The organism is Paenibacillus polymyxa M1, from assembly GCF_000237325.1.
In the GTDB taxonomy this organism is placed as follows: domain Bacteria; phylum Bacillota; class Bacilli; order Paenibacillales; family Paenibacillaceae; genus Paenibacillus; species Paenibacillus polymyxa_C.
The window spans coordinates 1,243,742-1,269,011 of the sequence record NC_017542.1 but is presented as its reverse complement, the minus strand read 5'-3'; the positions used below and the strand labels follow the sequence as shown (position 1 = coordinate 1,269,011).

Annotated in this window: 26 protein-coding genes, 1 pseudogene and 1 other annotated feature; of the genes and pseudogenes, 13 read left to right on the top strand and 14 right to left on the bottom strand. The window is 44.6% G+C overall.

Annotated features, from left to right (window positions below):
- Window positions 1-88 precede the first annotated feature (88 nt).
- Together PPM_RS05460 and PPM_RS05455 are read right to left on the bottom strand one after the other, a co-directional pair.
- Entirely contained in the window at window positions 89-415 is a 327-nt protein-coding gene (locus tag PPM_RS05460; protein ID WP_013369740.1) for a nucleoside triphosphate pyrophosphohydrolase, read from the bottom strand.
- A 46-nt stretch (window positions 416-461) separates the two neighbouring features.
- On the bottom strand, window positions 462-965 hold the full coding sequence (locus PPM_RS05455; protein ID WP_014599524.1) for a hypothetical protein: 504 nt from the start codon (window positions 963-965) through the stop codon (window positions 462-464).
- Between the two features lie 210 nt (window positions 966-1,175).
- Between PPM_RS05455 and PPM_RS05450 the strand changes: the two genes are divergently transcribed.
- Entirely contained in the window at window positions 1,176-1,523 is a 348-nt protein-coding gene (locus tag PPM_RS05450) for a helix-turn-helix domain-containing protein (protein ID WP_013369737.1), read from the top strand.
- Window positions 1,524-1,566: 43 nt separating this feature from the next.
- Here PPM_RS05450 and hcp read toward each other — a convergent pair whose 3' ends face one another.
- The 4 genes from hcp to PPM_RS05430 form a co-directional block, all read right to left on the bottom strand.
- Complete coding sequence (hcp, locus tag PPM_RS05445; protein WP_013369736.1) at window positions 1,567-2,859, bottom strand: hydroxylamine reductase; 1,293 nt, start codon at window positions 2,857-2,859, stop codon at window positions 1,567-1,569.
- A 143-nt stretch (window positions 2,860-3,002) separates the two neighbouring features.
- The gene (locus PPM_RS05440) at window positions 3,003-4,304 is read right to left on the bottom strand and encodes a response regulator (protein WP_013369735.1); all 1,302 of its coding nucleotides are present in this window, start codon (window positions 4,302-4,304) and stop codon (window positions 3,003-3,005) included.
- Complete coding sequence (locus tag PPM_RS05435) at window positions 4,255-6,255, bottom strand: cache domain-containing sensor histidine kinase (protein ID WP_013369734.1); 2,001 nt, start codon at window positions 6,253-6,255, stop codon at window positions 4,255-4,257. The genes PPM_RS05440 and PPM_RS05435 overlap by 50 nt, the downstream gene beginning before the upstream one ends.
- A 34-nt stretch (window positions 6,256-6,289) precedes the next feature.
- A complete protein-coding gene (locus PPM_RS05430) occupies window positions 6,290-7,297 on the bottom strand; it encodes a substrate-binding domain-containing protein (RefSeq protein WP_013369733.1) in 1,008 nt (335 codons plus the stop codon).
- A gap of 218 nt (window positions 7,298-7,515) precedes the next feature.
- Between PPM_RS05430 and PPM_RS05425 the strand changes: the two genes are divergently transcribed.
- On the top strand, window positions 7,516-8,739 hold the full coding sequence (locus PPM_RS05425) for an acyltransferase (protein ID WP_013369732.1): 1,224 nt from the start codon (window positions 7,516-7,518) through the stop codon (window positions 8,737-8,739).
- A 201-nt stretch (window positions 8,740-8,940) separates the two neighbouring features.
- Here PPM_RS05425 and PPM_RS05420 read toward each other — a convergent pair whose 3' ends face one another.
- Together PPM_RS05420 and PPM_RS05415 are read right to left on the bottom strand one after the other, a co-directional pair.
- Window positions 8,941-9,195: an aspartyl-phosphate phosphatase Spo0E family protein gene (locus PPM_RS05420; protein WP_013369731.1), complete on the bottom strand. Its 255-nt coding sequence runs from the start codon at window positions 9,193-9,195 to the stop codon at window positions 8,941-8,943.
- A 226-nt stretch (window positions 9,196-9,421) separates the two neighbouring features.
- Window positions 9,422-10,822, bottom strand: a complete 1,401-nt coding sequence (locus PPM_RS05415) for a helix-turn-helix domain-containing protein (RefSeq protein WP_013369730.1) — start codon at window positions 10,820-10,822, stop codon at window positions 9,422-9,424.
- 202 nt (window positions 10,823-11,024) lie between these two features.
- On the opposite strand from PPM_RS05415, the gene PPM_RS05410 reads away from it, so the two are divergent.
- The 3 genes from PPM_RS05410 (at window position 11,025) to PPM_RS05400 (ending at window position 12,809) form a co-directional block, all read left to right on the top strand.
- Window positions 11,025-11,474 carry an AbrB/MazE/SpoVT family DNA-binding domain-containing protein gene (locus PPM_RS05410; RefSeq protein ID WP_043885890.1) on the top strand — a complete coding sequence of 150 codons (450 nt, stop codon included), beginning with the start codon at window positions 11,025-11,027 and terminating at the stop codon, window positions 11,472-11,474.
- A gap of 247 nt (window positions 11,475-11,721) precedes the next feature.
- Complete coding sequence (locus PPM_RS05405; RefSeq protein WP_013369728.1) at window positions 11,722-12,228, top strand: DJ-1/PfpI family protein; 507 nt, start codon at window positions 11,722-11,724, stop codon at window positions 12,226-12,228.
- A gap of 86 nt (window positions 12,229-12,314) precedes the next feature.
- Window positions 12,315-12,809, top strand: coding sequence for a PepSY domain-containing protein (locus tag PPM_RS05400; protein ID WP_013369727.1), 495 nt, complete (start codon window positions 12,315-12,317; stop codon window positions 12,807-12,809).
- 50 nt (window positions 12,810-12,859) lie between these two features.
- Here PPM_RS05400 and PPM_RS05395 read toward each other — a convergent pair whose 3' ends face one another.
- The gene (locus PPM_RS05395) at window positions 12,860-13,336 is read right to left on the bottom strand and encodes a hypothetical protein (RefSeq protein WP_013369726.1); all 477 of its coding nucleotides are present in this window, start codon (window positions 13,334-13,336) and stop codon (window positions 12,860-12,862) included.
- A 333-nt stretch (window positions 13,337-13,669) separates the two neighbouring features.
- Here PPM_RS05395 and PPM_RS29875 point away from each other — a divergent pair.
- The 4 genes and pseudogenes from PPM_RS29875 to PPM_RS05380 all read left to right on the top strand — a co-directional run.
- Window positions 13,670-13,789: pseudogene (locus PPM_RS29875) on the top strand (1,4-beta-xylanase); the annotation flags it as partial.
- 118 nt (window positions 13,790-13,907) lie between these two features.
- A complete protein-coding gene (locus PPM_RS05390) occupies window positions 13,908-14,981 on the top strand; it encodes a polysaccharide deacetylase family protein (protein ID WP_013369725.1) in 1,074 nt (357 codons plus the stop codon).
- A gap of 178 nt (window positions 14,982-15,159) precedes the next feature.
- Entirely contained in the window at window positions 15,160-16,095 is a 936-nt protein-coding gene (locus PPM_RS05385) for a hypothetical protein (RefSeq protein ID WP_013369724.1), read from the top strand.
- Window positions 16,096-16,170: 75 nt separating this feature from the next.
- Window positions 16,171-16,407, top strand: coding sequence for an NHLP leader peptide family RiPP precursor (locus PPM_RS05380; protein WP_013369723.1), 237 nt, complete (start codon window positions 16,171-16,173; stop codon window positions 16,405-16,407).
- A gap of 99 nt (window positions 16,408-16,506) precedes the next feature.
- On the opposite strand, the gene PPM_RS05375 is transcribed toward PPM_RS05380, so the two are convergent.
- Both PPM_RS05375 and PPM_RS05370 read right to left on the bottom strand, forming a co-directional pair.
- Window positions 16,507-18,396 carry an ATP-binding protein gene (locus PPM_RS05375; protein ID WP_013369722.1) on the bottom strand — a complete coding sequence of 630 codons (1,890 nt, stop codon included), beginning with the start codon at window positions 18,394-18,396 and terminating at the stop codon, window positions 16,507-16,509.
- A gap of 131 nt (window positions 18,397-18,527) precedes the next feature.
- Window positions 18,528-18,815, bottom strand: coding sequence for a hypothetical protein (locus PPM_RS05370; RefSeq protein WP_013369721.1), 288 nt, complete (start codon window positions 18,813-18,815; stop codon window positions 18,528-18,530).
- A gap of 183 nt (window positions 18,816-18,998) precedes the next feature.
- Here PPM_RS05370 and PPM_RS05365 point away from each other — a divergent pair, with 183 nt between their 5' ends.
- Window positions 18,999-19,259: a hypothetical protein gene (locus PPM_RS05365; protein ID WP_013369720.1), complete on the top strand. Its 261-nt coding sequence runs from the start codon at window positions 18,999-19,001 to the stop codon at window positions 19,257-19,259.
- Between the two features lie 371 nt (window positions 19,260-19,630).
- Window positions 19,631-19,904, top strand: a binding site (T-box leader).
- Between the two features lie 83 nt (window positions 19,905-19,987).
- Window positions 19,988-21,070, top strand: coding sequence for a bifunctional 3-deoxy-7-phosphoheptulonate synthase/chorismate mutase (locus PPM_RS05355; protein ID WP_013369718.1), 1,083 nt, complete (start codon window positions 19,988-19,990; stop codon window positions 21,068-21,070).
- Window positions 21,071-21,209: 139 nt separating this feature from the next.
- On the opposite strand, the gene PPM_RS05350 is transcribed toward PPM_RS05355, so the two are convergent.
- Entirely contained in the window at window positions 21,210-22,070 is an 861-nt protein-coding gene (locus tag PPM_RS05350; protein WP_013369717.1) for a TrmB family transcriptional regulator, read from the bottom strand.
- 155 nt (window positions 22,071-22,225) lie between these two features.
- Here PPM_RS05350 and PPM_RS05345 point away from each other — a divergent pair, with 155 nt between their 5' ends.
- Window positions 22,226-23,128: a DMT family transporter gene (locus tag PPM_RS05345; protein ID WP_013369716.1), complete on the top strand. Its 903-nt coding sequence runs from the start codon at window positions 22,226-22,228 to the stop codon at window positions 23,126-23,128.
- 67 nt (window positions 23,129-23,195) lie between these two features.
- On the opposite strand, the gene PPM_RS05340 is transcribed toward PPM_RS05345, so the two are convergent.
- Window positions 23,196-23,375 carry an aspartyl-phosphate phosphatase Spo0E family protein gene (locus PPM_RS05340; protein ID WP_013369715.1) on the bottom strand — a complete coding sequence of 60 codons (180 nt, stop codon included), beginning with the start codon at window positions 23,373-23,375 and terminating at the stop codon, window positions 23,196-23,198.
- 87 nt (window positions 23,376-23,462) lie between these two features.
- The gene (locus PPM_RS05335) at window positions 23,463-24,695 is read right to left on the bottom strand and encodes an MFS transporter (RefSeq protein ID WP_013369714.1); all 1,233 of its coding nucleotides are present in this window, start codon (window positions 24,693-24,695) and stop codon (window positions 23,463-23,465) included.
- Between the two features lie 131 nt (window positions 24,696-24,826).
- On the opposite strand from PPM_RS05335, the gene PPM_RS05330 reads away from it, so the two are divergent.
- Complete coding sequence (locus tag PPM_RS05330) at window positions 24,827-25,084, top strand: YqkE family protein (protein WP_013369713.1); 258 nt, start codon at window positions 24,827-24,829, stop codon at window positions 25,082-25,084.
- Window positions 25,085-25,270 lie beyond the last annotated feature (186 nt).

The following is a 25,270-nucleotide window of genomic DNA, read 5'->3' as shown; positions in this document are numbered from 1 at the left end:
TTAGATGCGGAGCCAACAGCTTTACCCCGGAGGCATGTTGTATTCCAGCTATAAGCTCATCCGCTAAGTTATCCGAATGAGCTTGACGTTAAACTTCATCGACATCAATTAAGAACACCCGCTCCTGGAATCCGCCTCGTGCCTCGGTTTTGGCCGCCAGCAGCTTGTCCAGCTCGGTTACATTCGCTCCATGTACTTCCGCCAGCGCTCGGATGACTTCCAGCATGTCCGCCAGTTCTTCCAGCGCATCCTGATCTTTGTCCGCTGCAAAATATTCCTCAGTCTCTTCACGAAGCTTCGTTCGCAGTTCCTGCTTATATTCCTCTGTGTCTAAAATGCGTGTCCGACTTTCCTTACCCTGAGACATAATGATATGCGGGATCCGGTCCCGCACCAGCTTGTTGTATGTAGGCATATCAAATAACACCCTTTCTGATATGAAGTTTAAAAAATTCAACAATTTAATGTAACGAGGTTTCTTTAAAAATAGACGGATAGCGCTTCGATGGATTAGCTACAATCCGCCGTGATAGACGCTCTAGAATAGAGTCTGTTTTATAAAGCAACAGGTCTACTTCCTCCTGTTTCATCGTCTCCTCGGATGCTTCATCCTCTCCAGAAACCAAATAATGCACGGTACCCATAAACAGCACCATATCTAAACACGGCTCCGCATCCGAGCGAATTAGCCTGAGCAGATCGTTCATGGATAGGCTGATGGATAAAGGTATGATTTGATTTCGATGTACATATATGGCCTTCGCCATTGAAAACATGGCGCGATCGCAAAGAATGAGGCAGTTTAGCCATTGATTATGGTCGCGCATCATCTGGGCAAGCTGTATTTGGTGTTGGGCAAGGTTTTGAAAATCCAGCATGCAATTCAATATGTGGGTGTCACTATACTTAGGCAATTTAAAATCAGCTTCACTATGTAGTTGGTTGCTTAAGGAGTAATGTTTCATGGGGGGAATCAACTCCTGAATTAGAATTTCATAAACAGTGTGAGCAACGTAGCATATGAATGGACCACTAAAATGTATAATTTTCTAGCTATCGGACAAGCTTCATAATGAATATTACTATATAGTAGTTTTTAATTCAATTTACTTACTAACGCATATTAATTAGATGTAACTCTTTCTCTACACTTCTAACTATAGAGAGGTGTATTCATGTCAGAACTTTTAGAATTAGTCGGTACACGTATCCGAGATATTCGAAAGTCCAAAGGGCTTTCGCAAGAAGCTTTAGCCGAACAAGCAGGATTCAATTCGAGTTATATTGGTTTCATCGAGCGTGCGGAGAGAAATATATCTTTGAAAAATCTGGAGAAAATAGCGAAAGCATTGAACGTGGGCGTCTATCAATTGCTTACATATGTGAAGGAAAATGATGAGCTTACCGAAGAAGATTCGAGTATAAAAGCCATTTTGTCTCTCCTAAGAACTCGTGAATCCAAAGATACTGAGCTGGCCTTAAAGATTCTTACGGATATATTTATGAGAATGGATGAACGATGAAACAAAAAAAAGGAACTGCACTCTGCAGTTCCCTACCTACCTCTTACGACAACGCCAGCATCGCTTTCATATCTTCCTCTGCGGTCGTAATTAGCTTCAAGCCAAACATCTCCACCAACACATCCAATACACCAGAAGAAATAAACTCAGGCGGTTTCGGTCCGATGCGAATATCCTGGATACCAAGACTGAACAAGCCTAGCAGGATGGCAACCGCTTTTTGCTCAAACCAGGACAGCACAATGCTGACAGGCAGCTCATTCACTGTGCATCCGAAAGCATCGGCTAATGCCAGAGCGATTTTCACAGTAGAACCGGAATTATTGCATTGTCCCAAATCAATATAACGCGGAATGCCAGTATCTCCAACGGTGCCGTAGTCCACATCATTAAAGCGGAACTTACCACAAGACGTGGTCAAAATGACCGTGTCGTTCGGCAAGGATGTAGCCAGCTCGCGGTAATAGTTACCGCCTTTGCCTGGTGCGTCGCAGCCTGCGATGACGAAGAAACGGCGGATATGTCCATCTTTGACTGCCTGAATGATCTCAGGTGCCAGCCCAATGACTGTCTCATGATGGTATCCTGTCGTAAGCACCTGTTCAGAGTCTACATCTGCGGCTGGCAGAGCCAACGCGCGTTCAATCAGTGGAGAGAAATCGTCGTTCACAATTTTGGCAACACCCTCCAGCCCTGCTACTTCATACGAGAAGAAGCGGTTTGCATAGGTGCCTTTAATCGGCATAACACAGTTCGTCGTAGCAAGAATCGCCCCTGGGAATTCCTCAAACAATCTGCGTTGATCGTACCAGGCCTTGCCGATATTGCCCTTGAGATGTGCATATTTTTTCAACGCCGGATAACCGTGGGCAGGCAGCATCTCCGAGTGAGTGTAGATATTGATGCCCTTTCCTTCGGTCTGACGCAGTAATTCTTCCAGCGCGTACAAATTATGTCCGGTCACGACGATGCATTGGCCTTCGATTTTATTTTGGCTGACGGTAATCGGCTGTGGAATGCCAAAACGATCCGTATGCGCACGATCCAGCACATCCATGATCCGTACAGCAGCATTTCCGACCTTCATCGCCATCTCCAAATGCTCTTGTACATTAAAGTTAGAATTGGTTAAGGTCATATATAACGCTTCATGCGTGATCCGATCCACCTCAGGATCGGTATATCCCAACTGACGAGCATGTGTCGCATAGGCAGCAATCCCTTTTAATGCAAAAATCATTGTATCTTGCAAGCTTGCTACCGTCTCATTTTTCCCACATACTCCGATGACTTTACACCCGCCGCTCGGCGTCTGTTCACACTGATAACAAAACATATCGTTTTCCTCCAAATATTGATAGATATTTGTTCGTTATCTACAGCGTAACAAACCCCTGAACGTGCGGGTGTGATTACACACACACTTTTTAGCACAGATTATCATGAGAGGGCGCAAGGCAATTCCGCAATCCAACATTCCTATTCCGACGAATTTTCCTGAATTCCCCCGCCCTTACGGTACTGCACAGGAGACACGCCCATGGCTTTTTTAAAAGCAGTGCTAAAATAGTGCTGACTATCGTATCCCGTACGTTCTGCTATATCAAGCACAGACAATGTCGTAGAGTCCAGTAGCTGCACTGCTTTGCGGATACGGGCACGCGTGACGAGGGTCACGAAACTGTCGTTGAGCTCCTTTTTGAGCACACGGCTGAGATATACAGCCGATACCTGTAGCCGCGAGGCAAGAGCTTCCAGCGTCAGCTCGCGATCGGCATAACCTTCCTGAATAAGCTGCCGTGCCCGGCGTACGATGGGAGATAGCTGCGCTTCACCGTACACCCGATCCCGGCTCACCCGGTACGCATTGATTGCGCCTTCCAGCCCACCCTCGTTGGACTCCACATGCGTATGAACCGCTATATTCAGGTAACGTCCAATCGCCTGCTCCATGGAAGCGCCGATCGTCTCGGGTGCCTCCTGCCACAGGCATATGCCGATCAGTCCGTTCGCATCGCGGAACAACACATGCGGTCGGTCCTCCAGCAGTTCGCCAATAATATTTTCAGCGGCAAAAAGAAACAACTGGCGGTCATTCTCGCGCATAATCGTCTGCCGGGCCTCTGCCGCAGGCCACCGTACGACACCGATCTGAACAGGTGGCCGGGATGGAAGACGTAAAAACGCCAACTGCTCCATGACGTCTTTTCCCGTGTGCTGTCCTTCCAGCCATTCCAGACAAAATCGCTGACGCAGCAGCGGAATATTCCGTTCAATCTGCCCGGCAGCTTGTTCTACATAGGCGGCGCGTTTGTGCTCCTCGTCCAGTCGCTGACGAAGCCGTGACAATGCAGCGTGAAGCTGATCCGCATTTACCGGCTTCAGAATATAATCTTCTACGCCAAGCCGGACAGCTTCCTGTGCATAAGCAAATTCATCATGCCCGGAAATGATCAGGCAACGGCACTCCGAGCGTCCTTCCCTCAGCTGCCGAATCAGTTCAATCCCATCCATGAACGGCATATTCATATCGACCAGCACAATGTCGATGCTAAGCTGACCAACCAGCTTCAGCGCTTCTTCACCGTCCTCGGCCTCTGCTACAACCTCCATGCCCAAAGCCGTCCAGTCCAGGCAGTCCCGAATCCCCTCACGAATGATCGGCTCATCATCTGCGATCAATACTTGATAACGTTTAGCCGTGGCTATGCTTACTTCTGGTATGGCTTGGTCAATCAGACTCGCCGTTGTCGCGTTGTCTGTTCCCTTGGATTTCGTCATCCTGACCCTCTCCTTTGTCATAAGGCTTCTTCAGTTGCGCCATATCCAGCAGCAACGGATGAGTGATTGTAACGCAGGTACCTGTCCCTTCTTTACTGTCCAATGTAATTCCATATTCCTCGCCAAAAGACAATCGGATACGTGCTTGTACATTCAGCATGCCGTAACTTCTGCCATTTGTACGAACTTCCTTTTGTTTCCGTCTTCCTTCCATCGCCTCCAGCGGTCTTTCCAGCCATTCACGCAGCTCACACAGACGCTCCGCCGTCATCCCTGCACCGTCGTCACGTACCGTCAGCAGCAGCTTGCCGTCCTCGGCTTTAGCTTCTACGCAAATTGTGCCTGGACCGCGTCTGGCCTTAATACCATGGTAAATCGCATTTTCCACTACAGGCTGAAGCATCAGCTTCAATACAAACAGATCCTTCAGCTCGTCGGGAACATTCAATTCCCAGCGAAGTCGATCACGATAACGGGTTTGCTGGATTTGCATATAGCTCGTGATATGCTCAACCTCAGAGCGCAGCGAAATAAAGTCATCCCCTTTGCTCAGTCCAAGGCGGAACAATTTCGATAACGCCCCCACCATGTCGGATACGTCGTCTGCTCCATTTTTCCGAGCCATCCAATGAATTGTATCTAGCGTATTGTATAGAAAATGCGGCTTAATATGCTCTTGGAGACTGCGCAGTTCGGCATCCCGTTTTTGCCGTTCCCTTAGTTCACTAAGCAACATGAGACGGCGGATCTGCTCCAGCATCCGGTTAAAGCTACGGCCCAGCATTCCGATTTCATCCCCGCGCTCACTCCACTGGCGAACCGTAAGATCCCCTGTCTCTGCCTTACGCATATAAGACATAAGCCGGAAAATCGGCTGCGCGATGGAACTGGACAATCGCAAGGATGCCGTTAAACCAAACAGACATACAATGAAAACAAAACAGACGACGTAGAACTGAATTTGCCGCACTTCCAGTGTAGATTCGCGTGCCGGGAATACTCCCACTGTTCTCCAGCCCGTGAACTCGGAAGCCTGGAACATGAAGAGCAATTCCCTACCTCCGGCTTCACGGGTAAACATTCCGCTATCCTCTGTCCCGAACCATTGCGGCGGAATGCGCTCAATCAAAGGCATATCTGGCATATATACACTGCGTCCCTTGGCATCTGTCACCATGACATACCCGCTTTTGCCCAAGGTTACATCTCTGGCGGCTTGCGACACAGCCCGCAGCTTGAGATCGATCATAATCACACCCAGTACATGTCCTGTCTCTGGGTCCGTGACCGAGCGAACGACAGAGACAATTTCACTGTCCTTATACCGGACATGAGTGGTCACATTACGGTGACTTGGCTGTCCCAGCACCGTGAATATACCTGCATGCTGCGCCGCCTGTGTGTACCAGTCTTCTTCCGTTAGGCTACGCGTGCTTCGAGCATACATTTCATTGCTGATATAATCGCCTTTTTCGTTCACGATCAGAATCCCTGCAATTTCAGGATATAAGGTGGTAAAGCCCTGCAAAAATTGCTTCATTTCATATAGGGTATCCTGCTCCTGTACGGAACTTACTGCCTGCTTGGAGCCAGGTGCCTGGTTAAGGAGAGGCTGCTGTGCTTGCTTCCCTTGATTTTCTGGCGTTGCACCACTTGTATGACCCGCGTGGCCATCGGCCAGCGTCCGCCCTTTCCAAAACTCCCCAATATCAGGATTAAAGGCAACCAGATACGTCATGTTCTGCAAATTTTCCATTTTGGTATCCAGTGCTTCGTTCACCTTGCCAATCAACTGCATCGTATGATTTTCCACCTGCCGCTCAATAATCCGTTCCACCGTCCAATTCACCAGCAGGCCTAGTCCCAGCGAAGGCACGATGCCAAACAGCAAGAACAGCACCATGAGCTGATAGCGTAAAGGCATATTGCGCAAGCGTAACCTCGGCATCATTTGATGCATCCTTAAGTGGATGCGCTTCCAATATTTATTTTGCATAATAATCATCTACATTCGCTCGGGTGACGACGGAAATCCCAGTATCCACCCGCACGGGCAGCGGGGTGTTATCTCCAGACGAAGAAGGTGCAGGAATCGTCAAATGATGATGCAGATGGAACAGATATTGAAGTGACCAATAGCCCATATTCCATGTCCCTTGGGCAATCGTTGCCGAGATGGTCCCATCACGAATCATATCCAGTGTCGCTTTATTCGTATCAAAAGAAATAATCTTCAGCGGATGACTGCTTTTTTGGCTCAGTGCTGCCTCACCCACACCTGTTCCTCCGGTGGCTTCGGTCACAAAAATACCCGCCAGTTTCGGATAAGCTTTCATTAGCCTTTGCGATTCATCCCTAGACACCATCACGTCAGCACGACCATCTACCACTTCCACCACCTTCATGGCAGGATACTGCCGCTGAATGGTATCGCGAAAGCCGCGCGAGCGTTCCTCATGATTTTGCTGCCCGGGCAGTGTGAGAACAGCGACTTGGCCTTCACGTCCCAACAGCTCTGCCATTTTTTCCGCAGCGGTCACGCCTGCCTTATAATTATCTGTGCCCAAAAAAGTATATGCCCGGCTCCCCGGCGCTCCGGCGTCAAACAGCACTACAGGGATGTCGGCATCCAGTGCCTTATTAATGACCGGGATCAGGGAGTGGGGATCAATCGCTGATATGGCAATGCCTGCGGGTTTACGGGCAATCGCCTGCTCAATGACCGTCGTCTGCTCCTGTGCATCATACCGGGTAGCCCCCCGATACTCCACCGTTACCCCCAAGGCATCCCCAGCATCCTCGAAGCCCTTGAGCCCGCTTTTCCAATACTCCAAACCGGACTGGAACGTAATCATCATATACGTTTCTCCGATACTGCCTCGTAGCCCTTTTTCCTCCCAAGCTCCATTCAACCGCCCGGTTTGTTCATATCTGAACACATAGAGAGCAAAGGCTGCAATCAGCAGCATGTACACCAGCAGCGTTTTCTTCATCCTTCCTCTCCTCTTCCTGTGCGTATCCTTAAGTTATAAATTCACTTTAATTTATTCTGGTTTCACTTAGATTGTAAACGCAATCATATTAAATTGGAACTACTTCACTCTTCTTACTTTCAGGTGGCGTTAATCCTGCACTAATGTTCCTACGGTACAATACCTACAATTGTGCTAGGAAAAACATGTGCGAATCTTGAGGAAAAGGAGTGATATGGATGAGCAAGCCGCGTATCGCAGAGTGGACAGAACTACGGGGTCTTGCCTACCTCGCTGTCGTGCTTCAGCATTGCATTGGCGAATATATTTATCGCAGCGACATCCAACAGCCGGATTCCGTTATGCTCGCGATGCTGTACCATTTGACACGTTTTGGCACACCGACGTTCGTTTTCCTGTCTGCGACGCTGTTATTTTATAATGGTAACAAACCGATTGGCTATTCCCGTTATATTGGCAGACGGTTTCGAGATATTTATGTTCCTTTTCTCTGCTGGACGGTTGTCTATTGGGTGTGTACTCAGAACTGGTCAACCGCGCAGTGGGGAAATTTATCCTTTTACAAAGGTATGTTCGAGGAAATGATCATCCCTGTCAGCGGATATCATCTATGGTTTGTGGTCATGATCTTTCAGTTTTATATTTGGTTTCCTTTATTTGCAAAAGCAACCGAGCAGATTCGAACGTTTCTACGTCGTTATAGCACCAAAAAGCGCAAGCAGCTTGTTTTGGCTGTGATGCTGATTGCTGCTGCGGCTTATGCGTTGCTGTTACAATGGTCCTACTATGACATGTCTGCATGGAGCGCTTGGTTGCCGTCCTTTGGGCAGACTTTGTTAGATTACCGCACTTATAACTTTGTTATGTATTTTTTCTATTTTATGCTGGGCGCAGTGTGCGCCTATATGACGGACACCTGGCGGGGATTGGCCCAGCAGACGTTGCCATGGAATGTATTTGTTTTTATTGGTCTGTTCATGCTCATGGGTCACACGATGCTGATCCAGTCTGGCGATACGATCAATCTCAATATTTCTACCTATTTAAAGCCAAGCACCTTCGTGCTGATTGTCTCGCAGTTGCTTTTGTTGTACGGACTGCTGCTTCATTTGCAAAAAGACCCGCGTACCGAGCCGTTTCGCCGTATGCTTAACTGGATTGGACGCTACTCCTTCGGAGGATATCTGGCCCATGCACTCGTGCTATCCTTCATATCCTATTACACTCGTCCGCTTGCACTGGGTGATCATCATTTTACAGCTACGCTCATTACGTTTGTCGTCGTGGCAAGTGTTTCCCTGGGCATCAGTTGGTTCTTTGCCCATCTGCCTGGCGGCAACTGGATTGTTGGCTCCAAAGGCAGACAGCGATTGAACTGGCGGCCTAATTTTCAGTTCCTCTCCTCCAAACGTGCTTCCAAAAGCACACAGGAGCTTAGCTAATCTTCTGCTTCAGCGTTCAATATGGGGGATTCGAACACCCTCAAGGACTTTCGCAGGGCTCACGTATTGAGCTCTGCTTTTTTTGTTGTCTAAGCATGCTGAATCATGTCCGTAACTGATTAACATTTTATGACATGGATATGTATTTTGTTTTAAAATAAGTCATTATATAGAATAATTATAAGCATTACGTGGGAGAAGTCACAGTTTTGCATAAAAAGAATGGGGGGATAAACTGAACATACCATCGTCGTTGTTAAGGATCTGGTCCAAAACCGGGTGAGGCTGCTTCCTGGTCTGAAACATACGGTTGAACTGATTAATTAGTTCATCCAAAAGCATAGACTGCTCCAGTACACAAGCATGTCCTAAGCCATACTCTGCGTAAAGATCAAGCAAGTGTTGTCTGGCATGTTCGATTTGTTGAGTTAACGTTACCGTTTCATCTTTGTTCATCCTACATACCTCCTACTGAATCTCATTTTAAGAAGGGATGTACAAATACGTCAGGATCAATTTTGAAGCAAAAAATTACAAAATAATACAAAAAGAGACCAGCAATAAGCTGGCCAATGAAAAAAACAAAAAAATCGACTAAGCTGTGCCAATATGTCCTTGAACTTGGACTGTGTTAGCGCTTGGGATTTCAGTTGGAACTGGTAATCCAACTACCAGTAAAAAGCTAATTGTTGCCAAAATTAAAACTGTCTTCTTGATCATTTTTTTCCCACACCTCCTTATAAGCAGAATAAAATTGTGCCTGCATTTCAGGAGTAGCAAGCTCACTGAAACAGAAAAATAAGCCTGCACAATTGGAAATAAGTAGTGCGTGGTTAATTATACCAGCTTTTTTCAAAGCTTCTATTAAGCATTTAAACCCATAAAGGTATCTCCCTTTATATAGGTTGTATTTAGCTAACTTATACCAGAATCGTACAGTTTCTTCGAGTATGACTTGCTGCTCTGTTAATGTACTCGTATATTCTTGATCACGATAGACTGTAATTTGGGGTTCAAACTGCTGAAGAATATGATCAATATCGATGTTGTAACGATTAGCTACTTCTATGACATTTAAAAGTTCTGCAAATATATGTTGCTCTCCAGATATATGTTCAACGTAATCTGGCAGCACACTAATATCTCCAGACATAAGCTTATTAACACAGGTATTAATTTTTGCCCAATGCTCAAATTTTTCTAGCCAATGGAGTGTATCTGGATCATTTTCCTTCACCCAGCTTAGATCGGAATAACCACGAAGATGTGCTAATGCTTGTGCATGATCGCCTTTTGCATCACAAGCATTAGCACACATCAATTCGGCGTAGGCTATGTATACAAACAATGGTCTGCTTAGCTTTTTTCGTGGCTCTGTTCCTTTTCGCTTGGAATTGTGAACCAAATGATATTGGAGTTGTCCTAACTGACCCATCCGATGTGCAAATTCATACACCTTGTCCCACATACTTAATGACCTATAGACATTTGCCAAATCTTTTAAAGCATCCAACTGCTCTATCTCGTCTAAACGATCCACAAAAGGGGCAAATTCGATGGCAGCCTGAAGGTTTACAGCCCGATCCTGTCCGACGTTGATTTGGAACAAGCGATATTGGCAGATCGCCAATCGCTCTGAATGCTGCTGCTTCTCACTTTCAGCTACCTTTTTGTATAAGTAAGCGGCTGCTTCGTTGTAACCGTCTTGGTATACATTTTCGGCGACTTCAAAGAGCGATGGCAGATAATTAGGGTTATCCAATAACAGAATGACAACTCGCTGCAAGCAGTCCAATCGCCCTAGCTCAATGCATCGGTACAGGAACGGACTGATTTTTTTCCAGTTTAGCGGACATTCTTCAATGCATTCTTCAATGTATCGTTCGTAAAAATAATCCGGTGGTAAATTCATTCCCGCAGTAATACTATCCAGTTGGTGAACAGACATAGACCGGTTGCCCGTCACAATACCACTAACTGTACCTACATTCAAATCGATCGTGTGACCAAACTCGGTCATGGTTAAGCCTTTTCGTTTCAGATAGGTTTGAACTTCTGCCTGTATCGTAGGTGTGATTTCCATGGATAAACCACCCTTTCAGCATCTTCATAGATTCCCATTTTCAATAATTCATATAGTTTTGAAACAAATAGTATAATTACTGTTTTTTCATTCATGATAATACCATCTTTTGGAACATCAATAAATACTTTTACTTTATAGATTTTTATATTTTTATTAGGAGATCATTGGATGATAGATTATTATGATAGGAGAAGGTCACTTGAAAAATACAGGTATGACACGTCCCTTGGACACGTTAGGCCGGATTGTTATTCCAAAGGAATTGCGAACCTCTATGGGTATTCAAGCTGGCGAGTCTTTAGAATTTTATTTGGATGTTGAAACCGGATTGTTAAGTATGCGGAAGTATATTGGAGTCTGCTGCCACATATGCCATTCGGTCCAGGATTTAAGCTATTTCAGACATTCATTTTTATGTAAGAAATGCATACAAGATTTGAAGGGAAACATCGAGGATTGTCCAATACCTGCTCTTGCTGTTAAGGAAGCTGGAGATAGTGAGAAAAGCATAAAACGATCATCGTCGCAACATTTGGTTGAACATCTAAGAAGACTTATGCGTGAGTATCCAACAGCCCAGCAAGGCGAATATGCTGAATGGCTTGGCGTGTCACAAAGCCGTATATCTCAGCTTAAAAAGCTATTATAGGTGTTGATTAACTTGATCCCAGTAAACTCCAATTACCAGTCGCTGTTTATCTCAAGGCGACTGGTTATTTTTTAACTTCGAAACCATAATGACCAAAATTTAATAAATTAGATTCCAAAACTTCCAAATGATATTGCTGTAAAATATGGATTTAAACTCTTTAAGATGATATATTCTGACTATATGTAAACTTCCTAAAAACGCTTTTAACGGACTTAAAACAGAAAAATGGTTAGTGGGTGTATAAATGAAGTCACATGTTCTAATTTATGATGGGTATGTTAGTTTTGAAATTATGCTAGCAACCTATTTTATGAAAACCAAAGGGGATATTGTTACGATTGGAGTATCCAAAGATCCTGTCATTTCCTATGAGGATTTTAAAGTTACGCCTGCGGTAGCCCTTGATGAAGTGTCTGCGGAGGACATCCAACTCCTAATTATACCTGGTGGAGATAACACTCAATTAAAGACAAACAAGCAACTTCTAGCTCTCATTAAAGCACTGAATAATGATCATAAAGTGATCGCGACCATTTGTTCTGCCACGGAACTATTGGAGCTAGCAGGTGTTTCTCCTAAAAATCATGTGAGTCATCCATCGGGTCTGGAGATACACAAGAATATCATATCTGCTAAACCCAATAAGTATGTAGATTTTGCAATCGAAATAGGCAAGGTCATGAACATTTATACGGATGATGATGATTTTAATGAAACGATAGACTTTTTTAAGCTTTTTAAAGATAGCTGACTCTCCTCACAACAATCACTTTATGTATGGTGATATTTGGGATATTATTAATAAATAAATTTACATACATAAAAGGGGTAATTAGAATGAATGACAAATTAAAGGGGCTATTCGTGGGCTTAACCGTAGGGATGATGATTACGGGTGCAACCGCAATGGCTGCGTCTGGAACAAGTGTAAATGCTGTTGTGAAAAAGTTTGATGTATTTTTAGAGGGTACAAAAAAGAACACTGCCGAGGGCTTAATTTACAACGGAAACACGTACATCTCTGTTAAGGATATTGGAACTGCCGAAAGCAGACCAATCAGCATCAAGAGTAATAAACTCTATTTAGGGAAACAGCAAAATATTATTACAGAAAATCAAGCACTCGATATTCTTTTGGATAAAATAAAAAACGAAGCTACTAAATATAATTTACACGTAATGGTTGAAGGGATCGAAGGAACAAAATACTCTTTAAGAGCTTTCGAAGATTTCCCTGATCACATTGCAACTTATGGATTCTATTACGTAGACAAATACACTGGTAAAGTAACTAAATATGACATCGTAAATGATAAGGAAGTTGAAATATAAGGATGGGTTCTCCCCATCCTTTTTTATTGTAAAACAATTTTACTCCCAGACTATTGCTTCAATTGAGCTTCATTCGAAGTTCCAGATTTACGGTCAAATGTAATCGGACCTTTACGGTTCACAAGCCGTTTCAAATCCACGGTCATTTCGTTCTTCAATTTATCAATGAGCTGATCCTCTTGAATTCCTTTGCTTTTAGCAACCTCGGCCAACGATTTCCCCTGTCCCAGCTCTTTCTCTAACTGGACAGGAGTGATGCCCAGCAGCCTAGCTACTTTCTCGTTGAGATGGTGATTCAAGCCGCCAGGTCTTTTACCGTGTCTATGTCTGTGCACATGTCCGTGCCCGTCATCGTCCTGTGGTTCAACATTCCACTGTTGGGCTTCCCCTTGGACTGAATTATTGGGAGTGAGAGCTTGCAACGAATGCTCTGATTCCATACTGTATGCTCCTGCGGCACTTGTAGCACCAAACATCATTACTCCTCCATATAGGATAGCAGCGGTCAATTTCCATTGTTTTTTCATGTTGTGGACCCTCCTTTCACCCTTTTTCATCTATATTTTCTCTTTCAGCTTTTTTTATTCGTATTTCGCCTGTTAAGTAACCATAAGACGGGAAAAAGAGCTCATGAGCATTGCTATCACAATTACACCCAACCTTCGATCTTCACGCGCTCCTTGAGAACACTATCGTGTAGAGTGAGCAAAAATAAACAACTAAACTTTCTACAATATAACTTGAAGTTTTTCAGGTTAAATATGAAGGGTAACATGATAATATTAATTTGTAATCGATTACAACTATATTTTTGGAAATAAATGTTGTATCAAGCTACTACAGAATGCATTGCATCACAGTCAGCATTATTCCGTAAAGGCAAGAAATTCGACGAAACCAAGACACACCAGCAAATCGGAAATATTTCTGTAAACTACAGCGCCAACTACCAACCAAATGGTAATTCTTATTTATGCGTACGGCAGTGCCAATGTAACTAATAATACCATTACGATTAACGACAGATAATCCTAAGGGCGGAACGACTCTAAAATCAACTAACCTTACTGTTTATTAAAATTGTTAGGAGGAAGAACCTTGTCTATAGCTAAATTAGGAAAATGGACGGCGATTATGTCAATCACCGTGTCTTTATTCACAGGGTCGCTGGTAATCTCCAACAATCAGGCGCATGCGGCTGATTGCTCGAACGGTTATGTAGCGTTAACCTTTGACGATGGCCCCAATCCCTCTAATACCAGAGCACTGCTTAGTGCCCTGAAGCAAAACGGATTACGCGCAACGCTCTTTAATCTTGGACAAAACGCGCAGAATAATTCTTCGCTCGTACGTGAACAACAAGCAGCAGGCATGTGGATCGGTAACCATTCATGGTCACATCCGCATATGACGCAACTGAGCGCATCACAGATGTCATCGGAAATTACACGCACACAGCAAACAATACAGTCTATTACTGGCACGGCACCAAAGTTGTTCCGTCCTCCGTATGGCGAGACCAATGGAACCCTCAAATCCATTGAGAACCAAAACGGTCTTACCGAAGTGTTATGGAACGTTGACTCCCAGGACTGGAACGGCGCCTCCACCGCACAGATCGTAGCTGCCGCAAGCAGACTTAAAAACGGCGATGTGATCCTTATGCATGATCAGTATCAGACTACACTCCAAGCGATCCCACAAATCGCACAGAATCTCAAAAACCGCAACCTTTGCTCTGGTATGATCTCTCCAAGCAATGGCCGGGCGGTAGCGCCTGACGGCAAAAACAACGAAACACCGCCAAACACGAGCACAAAAATCGAAGCAGTAAATATGACGAAGAGCGGTCAGTACACTTCAAATATCAGCTCGCCGTTCAACGGAGTGGCTTTATACACGAACAATGATTCGGTGAAATTCACACAGAATTTCACCAGCGGTACCCATAGTTTTTCACTCCGGGGTGCTTCAAATAATTCCAACATGGCCAAAGTTGACTTGAAAATTGGTGGACAAACGAAGGGTACCTTCTACTTCGGCGGGAGCAGTCCTGCGGTCTATACTTTAAAAAATGTCAACCATGGCACCGGAAATCAAAAGATTGAGCTTGTTGTAACAGCCGATGATGGGACATGGGATGCTTATCTTGACTATTTGGAGATCATCTAATTTTAAAAAAACAAAATCCCGGCGGGATCTTCCCGACCGGGATTTTTGTTGATATCTTTTTCACATAATTCTCAATGTAAAAATAACATAATATTGCAATATCGCAACCTCTTATATAATGGCGGATAACAACTATAAGTCGCTACAAAAACATTTATAAGAGATGCGGGTGGTAGCCATGGAATGGTATTTTGCATACAAAGAAGAATTGGAAAAGGTATTCCGCCAAGCGGAGGAACGGACGGCCACATTTCCGGTTCCCTTTCAGCAAGAGGGGTTAGACTACCTGGCGCGGTTTAATCCGTTGCGGGAAGACAGTACGCGTAATTACATATGCTATTTGCTTCCATTTTGGCTGCAGGAACTGACCGGACTGTCTCCCGAAACATGTCGCAAGCTGTCACTCGGCAACGTGTTCGTCATGGCTCATTATTTAATTCAAGACGACGTGATGGACACAGCAGCAGACAACCGTAAAACGCAACTTGCCTTAAGTCAGCTTTTCTATACCGAGTGTCTAAACATTTATCAGGAGCTTTTTCCGGCAACCTCTCCTTTTTGGTCATATGCCAGGACGTATGTGGACGAATGGGCCGTTAGTGTGATATCCGAAGGAACAGAGGACTATTTTCAAGGTGAAAGAAATAAGGTCGCACTAAAAGCCAGCCCATTAAAAATGGCCGGAACGGGTGCCTTATTGCTCGCAGATCATGCCGATCTGATCCAGACTGTTACCCATATGACAGATTTGAGCTTGCTCGTGCTCCAAATGTCGGATGATTGGGCAGATTGGTCAGAAGACTTGGTGGAACATAGCTATAACTGCCTATTGTCCCATATCAGCGCCGAACAAAAGACGGCGTACTGTGAAGGACTAGGACCACAACAAATTCAGGAAGCGATTTATGTACGCGGGGCGCTCGCCAGCTATGCGAACATTGCGAATCAATCAGTCCAGGAGCTAGAGACGATGGAGCCTTCCATCCACGGTCTGTATAGGTTCGCACATTCCATCGCAACAGAGCTCAGCGAAGAGGCAGCAGAAATTGAAGGCGGACGCTCACATTTGCGAAGAGGCGGGCTTGATTATTGGCTCTCCAAAAATATGAAATAATGCTAGATTTTTCTGAGTCTTACGTGGTATACTGACTAGGTAATTATAACCAATTGAATGAGAGGGTGATTTTTGATGGCTACTGAAGTTCTTCAAACACAAGTCATTCAAAAAGCTTGGGAGGATGCCAGTTTCAGAGAGAAACTGATGGCAGATCCCAAATCTGCAATTCGTGATGTGTTAGGAGTCGTGATCCCCGATCATATCCAAATCAAAACGGTAGAGGAAACGTCTGATCAATTTTATCTGGTTATCCCTCCAAACCCTTCAGGCGTGCTCGCTACATCCCAGAAACCTCGCGCGATGTGGTAGATTGGTTCTTGTAGCTTATTTAATCTATACTTTTTAATCTCAAGCGGGTGGGCTCAGCAAGCTTCCCTCCGTTTTCTCCGAACGCAAAAAAGCCGGATGTTATCCGGCTACGGGGAAGCGGATGGTCGCTTCTGTTCCCACCCCTTTTGCACTTGTAAAAGATATTTTACCATTCATCGTTTCAATAATCCGAAAGGTCACCATCATCCCCAAACCCGTGCCTTTAGTCTTATTCGAAAAATAAGGCTCACCTAGTCTGGATAAGGTCTGAGCATCCATCCCTTCACCATTATCCCGAATATGAATGACTGCTTCTCCATTGTCCACATAAGCCCATATATGAATATGTCCCTGTTCTCGCAACGCTTCAATACTGTTTTTGATAATATTGATAAATGCCTGCTTGAATTTGGAGGAATTCCCGCGCACTTTGATTTCCTGGGGAATATCCAGCGAAATTTTACCACCTTGCAGATTTGCCATTGGACTGATAATTCCTTCTATATGTTTGAACTCATCCAATATGGTCAACGTTTTGGTATGGTCAAACTCCGGCTTGGCAAAAGTCAGAAAATCAGTAATAATCGCGGACGCTCGATCCAACTCCTCCAGAGCGATATGCAGATAGTCTTTGTTCTTACCATCCTCCTGCTTGCTCATCAACTGAAGAAATCCACGTGTAACCTGAAGCGGATTGCGTACCTCATGAGCTACAGATGCAGCCAAATCGCTAATAATCTCCATTTTCTCTGAACGTTGAAGCTCATTATTGAACATCTCCAGTTCTCTGGAATACCGAACCACCTGCTTGTGCTTTTCCGCCAGCCTTCTGCCCAAGATCGCAATCAATGCCAGGACAAAACCGAACACGCCCCATTTCCATAAAAACATATTGTAGTGTCCGTCCCGGATAAAGAACCAGCTGAGTTCTGCGATCGTGATGACTGCAAAAAATGCAAAGCCTGTCGATAAAATGATCGCTTCGTGGTCTCCCTTAAGCGCCATGCGAATCGAAGCAAATACCAAAAGTACCATCAAAGCTACGAGCAATATACCGAGGACGATTACACTGAAGAAATAATATACATCGTTGAGTCGCTCCTGTGCTCCTAAATTCACAATCATGATGATGAAGCAGAACAAAGAGTAGGCGGTTAACAATTTTCTGAATTTCCGAATCAGTAAAATTGAATTGATATTTTGCTCAAAAAAGAAGGCTAATGAAGGCAACAGAATAAATAGCGCCACATCAAAAAGTTGTAAATACAGCTTGCCATAGCCTCGATAGAACGTATATAAAAACGGTGAATACGTTACAATCATCAGACCGATCGACAATACAATCGCACTTAGGGACAACCACATGGCCATACTTGGACGGAACAGGAAAAACGAGCAGATCAATAGCACCAGGGCGATAAAGATAAATGTACTGCCCAGTACAATATCCAAGACATCCATTCTGACCAAGTTTCCCAACAAGTCACGATAATCACCAGTCATCACATTTCCGATAATGCCCAGTCTATTCTTACTGCTTTCCGTCCATATGTATAATGTTTTACCACTGTCTTCTGGCTTCAGCGGAATCAGAATACGATTATTCTCATAATTATAGCCACGGTACGATTCATAAAAATTGGTGCCATCCTTATACAGTGTAATGTGCCTGCCATAAATATTTTCAAAAAGCACCGCTGGTGTTTCATCATTTAACGAAGGTAGCTTAATACGAATCCAGGCGGTGCCTCTATTGCCTGGCTGCTTGAGCAGCTGTGTATCATCTTCAATATGCATCCAGACCTTACTGTGATCAGTTACCTCATCTAAAGAGCCATCCTCGTCTTCTGCTCCCCATCTCATATCCCAGGAGGGTATCTTATACTCCCTTTCCGGGGTCATTTTGGCCGCATAGCCGATGTGGTCCAGCGACAATAGTATCACAATGACCGCTAGCAGAGCGGCGACAGCTTTGGGCACATGCCTCATATTAAGCACCTCAAAGTTACGTAGTAGGATTTACAAATTTGTATATGTTTTAACATTTTATCTTCCTGAAACTATATTATTCTATACGATGATGTTCATACCTTCTTCAAAATAAGGGTATCATGTTCTTTTTAATCATTATTTGTAAAATCTTCATATTGGTTAATGATCATTTCCTGTTCGCGTTGCTCCATCTGCTCTCTAAGCCCTATCCAAGGTTCACATTCTTCATCCTCATAGATCGTCCAAATATCGGAGAATAAATAATCGCGTATTTCTACTATTTTTCCGGCCTGTCCGCCGTCTGTCCAGTATAAACCATCCGGACGCCGAATAACGGTACGCGAATAGCCTGGAGTAGATGCCTTTTGACCTACTCGGATCCGGCTAATCATCGGACCAAACATGTACCATTCCAATTCATATCCCTCCAACTCCTCTTTATCATATCACAGCAGTTACCAAAAAAACGCTTATTGGGAAAGAGCATATCCCTATTCGCATGATTTTAACTTTTTACAGACACACTAACTCTAAGTTTAGCCGTTCTGCGGTTTGGGTAAGGTCGAAATAAGCAACAAAAAGCAAAGGAGCTGAGTTAGATGGCAAATCGCGACAATCAAAAGACTGAGCTACAGGATCATGATTTTGAGCCTTCCCTGCAAAATGCAGAAACAAACTGGGAGAATCTGATCGAGGGGCCTGATACTCCTCTGGAGGACGTACCTGATGCCGATGAACTGACACCGAACAGTCCTGTTGATCCCTCTGCGCCTGCTGAATTCCTGCATGGTACAGATTTGCTGAATGGTACCGATGGGGATGAAGAAGAGCAACTGGACAGTGACGATATTCTGGATTAATTACTGCATGTTATAGGAGATAAGAAAGCGGTTTCTCATCTTGCTATGCGGGTAATGAAGTGTATATACCGAAAGGAGTTGACTAATCTCCTATGTATAAAGATCCGATGTCTCAAGCTGATATGGAGTACAAACGCTATAAAACCTTGAATCCTGTAGAAGAGGATGACCGCAGGACTGCGGACAAAACTCATACGGACGATGGCATAGCCGAAGATAACCCACGAGGAGTCGCATCAGCGAAGCCCGAACCTAGAGATCAAGCAAGATGATAGCACAGATAGGGAATGCAAAAACTAGAATCGGAAATCAGGGCTTGCCTTCTGCATCCACTTTGTTTAAAATAAGGTCAAATCTTTTGAATACCATGAACAAAGACATAGACGGAGACAAGTAAGCGTCATCGGATTCCCACAGAAAGGTACGTATTGCTGAGAGCGTACCGCAATCCCGCGTTGAAATTCACTCCCGAGTCGAGCCTTGAACCGACGACAGAAGGATTCATTCCTTTGACCGCAGTAGAGGTTTCCGGAAGCCCCCGTTACGGGCATCAAGCTCAGAGGTTACTGCCGTCGATTGAATGACGTTGACGACTTGCATGTATACTTCTGTAATTAGGGTGGTACCACGGCATTCGTCCCTTGCGACGAGTGCCTTTTTGTGTTATTTTCTGCAAAAGTCTATGGGCTGAAAGAAAAACAATTTTTAAATCGGGAAGGGTGTACTGTATGTCAACCAATGAAAATTCTTTGGAGCTGTTGCGGGAACAGCTCGATGCTACAAACTTGCAATTGCTGGAGCTGCTGTCCCAACGCGCTGAACTGGCAGGACAGCTAGGAAAATTGAAAGAAGCTCAAGGAGTACCTGACTTTGATCCAGTGCGTGAGCAACAAATGCTGGACAAGCTGATCGCAGCTAATCGCGGACCTTTCGACGATGCTACGATTCGCCAGCTGTTCAAAAATATTTTCAAGGCTTCTCTGAACTATCAAAAAGAAGAACACAAAAAACATCTGATTGTCAGCCGCAAAAATCAGCCGGATAGCACGGTTATCAAGGTTAAAGATACACTGGTGGGCGGCAAAGCCTCCATCATGGTTGCAGGTCCTTGCTCGGTGGAAAGCTACCAACAAACTCGCGAGGTAGGTGCGGCTCTCAAGGAAGCCGGTGTGCCGATTCTGCGTGGTGGCGCGTTCAAACCGCGTACATCTCCGTATGATTTCCAAGGGCTGGGTATTGAAGGCCTGCAAATTCTCAAACGCGTTGGCGACGAGTTCGGGCTGGCTACAATCAGTGAGATCGTCGATCCAAGACATTTGGAGGAAGCCATCCCATACATCGATATCATTCAAATTGGCGCGCGCAACATGCACAACTTTGAATTGCTTAAAGCTGCGGGTGAAACCAGAACTCCGGTTCTGCTCAAACGCGGATTGGCTGCCACAATGGAAGAGTTCCTTCATGCTGCTGAATACATCGTTTCCCGTGGCAATACACAAGTCATGTTGATTGAACGCGGTATTCGTACGTATGAAAAATGGACACGTAACACGCTGGATATTTCCGCTGTTCCGATTTTGAAAAAGGAAAGCCATCTGCCTGTACTGGTGGACGTAACTCACTCTACAGGACGTAAGGACATCCTGGCTCCTTGCGCCAAGGCTGCCCTGGCAGCTGGTGCCGACGGCATCATGGTAGAAGTTCACCCGAACCCGGCAGTCGCTTTGTCCGATGCTCAGCAACAGCTGAACATACCTGAGTTCCACAACTTCCTGTCTGAAGTCAAAGAATCCGGTTTATTCAAAGCGTAAAACTAGTTTTATGCCTAAAACCTTCAATAAAAAGAATGCCTAAGTGGTTATCATCCTAAACACAGCATTCAATAAATTAGGCTCATGGAATCATATTCCATGGGCCTTTTATTTTTGCACAACGGACCTCGGACAATCTCTATACACGTTTAATGCTCTTTTCAGTCAAAGGAACATAATATCCTTTTCCATTCGGACCCATAGCAAATTTATTGCGAAGATGGATTAGATTAGGGCCAAATTTTGCCTCCAATTCTTCACGGAACTCATATAGGATTTCCATGATATAAATATCATGAATAATCACTTCCGTAATCGGCATTACAAGGCCTGGGTGTAGCGTCCATGCAGCGCGGCTGTCATCACCAAGTGAAAGTATGCCAGCTACAACCTCCCGGTCATCCACGCTAAGCACAATCCACCGACCACCGATTTCGGACGTAATCTCCTCACTCATATCATGACGGTAAACAGTAGCAAAATCAAAGTTAAGATCACCATATGCTACAAGGATCACCTCAATTCCTTGCTGAGCAGCTTGCTCTAAGGCATCCCGGAACACCTCGGCATCCTCTTTCCAAATTTCCAGTAAAATTCGGTGTTTTGCTCCCTTCACACCTTCGTTGATGCGATTGATAATGGCTTCATAACCCGAAATATTCCAAATATTCTCTCTATTTTGAAACGATGCTGTGTACTGCTCCAAACTCTCTTGCGCCACATTAAAAATCTGTTCTGCTTTGCGTTTTCTCTGGGCAATCAATTCATGTGGAGGAAGCGGCACATACAGAGGTGTATTTTCTTGACTTACCATGATGTCCCCACGGTTGACCATCCCCGACAAAACCTCATAAATTTTGGATCTCGGTACTCCAGAGTTCAATGAAACGGCATATCCCGAAAGTGGAGAGCTTTCCAATAAAGTCACATAAGCCTTGGCTTCATATTCACTAAAATTCAAATCACGTAGAATTTCTAATATGTTTGGTTTTGATTTCATGACGTCTTCTCCTCAATTCATGTTCTTCCTTACTATATCACTTCCCCTTGACAAAAACTGATATACAAACTATCTTTTTAGTAGTATTTTCATAGTAGTAACTATAGTAGCTACTATGATACTTTCATAGGGGATGAACTCAGGGAGGATACAACTTGAACAAAGTCATAGCTCATCACAGCGAAAGCAACCGGATTTACTATACTTCTACGATTCTAGCCTTATTGATCTGGAGCACATCGTTTATTGCCACCAAAGCAGCCTATACGACGTTCCCTCCTCTTACCTTGGGTCTATCCAGATTTATCATAGCTTCCATCGTACTAGGTATCGTTTTGCTAATCAAAAAAGAACATGTCAAAGTAAAGCCAAAGGATTTGGCTACGATTTCGTTTAGTGGGGTTCTTGGAATCACTCTTTATTTCTCAATGGAGAATATAGGGGTTAGCCTGACAACCGCTTCCAACGCAGCATTAATTGTCGCATCGTATCCGGCAATTACATCGCTGCTTGAATTTATTTTGTATAAAGTTAAATTATCCAAATATAAAATCTGCGGCATAGCACTGGCCATGATCGGGGTATATTTCTTAACCTCCGTTGGCGAAAGCTCGGATGGTAAGAATCAACTCATCGGAAATTTAATCTTGATTGGAACTGGATTTGCGTGGGCGTTTTACACTTTCATGACGCGTAAGGTTGTGGACAAATATCCGCCGGTGACGTTATCTTTTTATCAAACCGTTGCAGGTAGTATCTTTTTCATACCGTTAGCCTTATTGGAAAAGGATAGTTGGCAGGCTCCGACAACGGGATCGTTTATGTTGCTCATGTATCTGGGTGTGTTCTGCTCTGTTATCGCATTTTTGCTTTATAATTACGGATTAATCAAGCTGTCACCGAGCAGTTCCGTTTCTTTAATGAACTTGGTTCCGATATTTGGGGTGTTGTTCTCTGTCTTACTATTGCACGAAACGATTACATGGCGCCAAATCATTGGCGGTTTGGTCGTTATTCTAGGGGTCTTGATGAGTGCACACCAAACAAGCCGTACCTAAAGATATTGCAGTCCTACAATACTAGGGCGAGTGGCCTTTCTAAAAGTTCTCGCCCAGTCGGCTATATCTAGGCAGTCGGCTTTTTTTCTTTTATATAAAAAAGGTGGTTATATTGATTGATGAGGTTATCCATAATTACAGACTGTTTGAGCACACTAGCATGATTAAAACCATGTTTTGCTTGCAAAATATACAGCTTTTGACGAGCATTCTCAAGCTGTTGACGCAAAATGTCGTCTCTTATCATAATATATCCCTCCCTGTCATATGATCAGTGTAAAGGGTTATGAATAATATACTAAAAATAAGGGTTTGGGATAATTATCTAATTGGCCTATCCGGCAGAATGAATATTCTGATCCGTTGCGTTATTTTGGGCTGAAATCGGGAAAACGTTTTTTCCCTTCGCCCATAGCAACAACGCTGCAACCAGCAAGATGCCACTGTTTAATACGAAGATCCAGCGAATGGGCATCCAACTGCCAAGCATGCCGCCAATCAGCGGTCCCGCCATCGTCGCGAGCTGGGTAGCTGATTGATTCAGGCTAAAGGCTCGTCCGCGAAACTCCGGCTTGGTGACTTCCACAGTCATTGCATTGATCGCCGGCATGACAGACGCATAAAACAATCCATATCCAAACCGAAGCGCACCAAAACCAACAAAGTTGGTTACAAAAAACTGCAAGATGTTCCCGATTCCCGAACCGATCAGTCCAATCAGCAGCACTTGGGCGAAGCCGATTTTCCCTCCAATCCGGCCCCATCGGGGAGCCATCAGCACCGCCGCAATGCCTACAGCTGAGAATACAATCCCGGAACTTAAAGACGCATGGCTGCGATCCACGCCCATTTCAAGCACATACACCGTAATTAACGGTTCCAAGATCATGACGGAAAAGGTACTTAATCCAGCCAGAATAAGCAAAAAGTACAACGGACGATTAGCAATAGCCTCTTTGATATCATCACGAACATGCGAGCGGGTACTGGTGCCCTTGAAGCTATCCTCTCTAGCGCCAAACGTCGCGATGAACGCAGATACCAATACAAGTGCCGCAGAGAAATAAAAGGCATTCCGATTGCCATAATAATGGCTCACCACACCGCCAATCAGCGGCCCTATAATGCTGCCCGTCGCTCCAGCAGTCGCCATAATGCCAAGGGCGTAGCCCGTTTTTTCTTCAGGCGAGCCCGTCCCGACCAGCGCAATCGCCGCAGGAATAAATCCGGAGAGGAGTCCTTGAAACAAGCGAACTCCTACAAATACATATGGGTCTGTCACCAAAGCACATACCAGATACAATACAGCCAGGCTGAAGCCTGATCGAATCAACATCGGCTTACGCCCATACTTATCTGCCAGCGAACCCCAAAACGGAGCAATCAACGCGCTCGCTAAAAAAGTAACTCCAAAGGCAATCCCCGACCATAGTTCCAGGTGATCGTTAACACCCAATTCCGTATTCAGAAAAATAGGTAAAAACGGAATCGACACGGAATAGGCCATGCTGCAAAACAATACTCCGATCCACAAAACAATCAGGTTTCGCTTCCAATATAGATGCATGCTGCCACACGTCCCTTCTGTTCATTCCATTATTACCCTCTAAATTAGAAAAGTCTACCGTAGACCTTAGCCTTTCATCGTGGAACAACCACGAAGAAGCTGATATAATCGAATGGAATGGAGATGATGACATGGCTAAAAAGAGAAATTCGTCTTTCGCTGCTCCTGCGGCTCAGGACAAACCTGCTACGTTAAAGGATCTGTTGAGTCAGGACGTGCTGAACAAGCTTAAGGCTCAAGCCAATGAAGCGCAAGCAGAACAGGACAAGCGTAAAGAAGACGAACGGCAACGTGCCCTCGAAGCAAAAAAAGCTGAACAAAAGAAGCTGGACAACAACTTTGAACACCTGTTGAATAACAGCGATTTGGACTGGCACAAATATAAATAAGCCAAAACCATTGCGGTTTTGGCCTATCTTTACACTTTATGTTATAGCCAGTCACGAATATGTTGTACTGAATACAGCACCCCTACCCAAACCGGCAGACTGAACGCCATACCCCATATGAGACCTTTAGCCAGTTTTTTGTCTACCTCCATCATGATCCTGCCCCTTTCCTTGGGAATAGCAGCA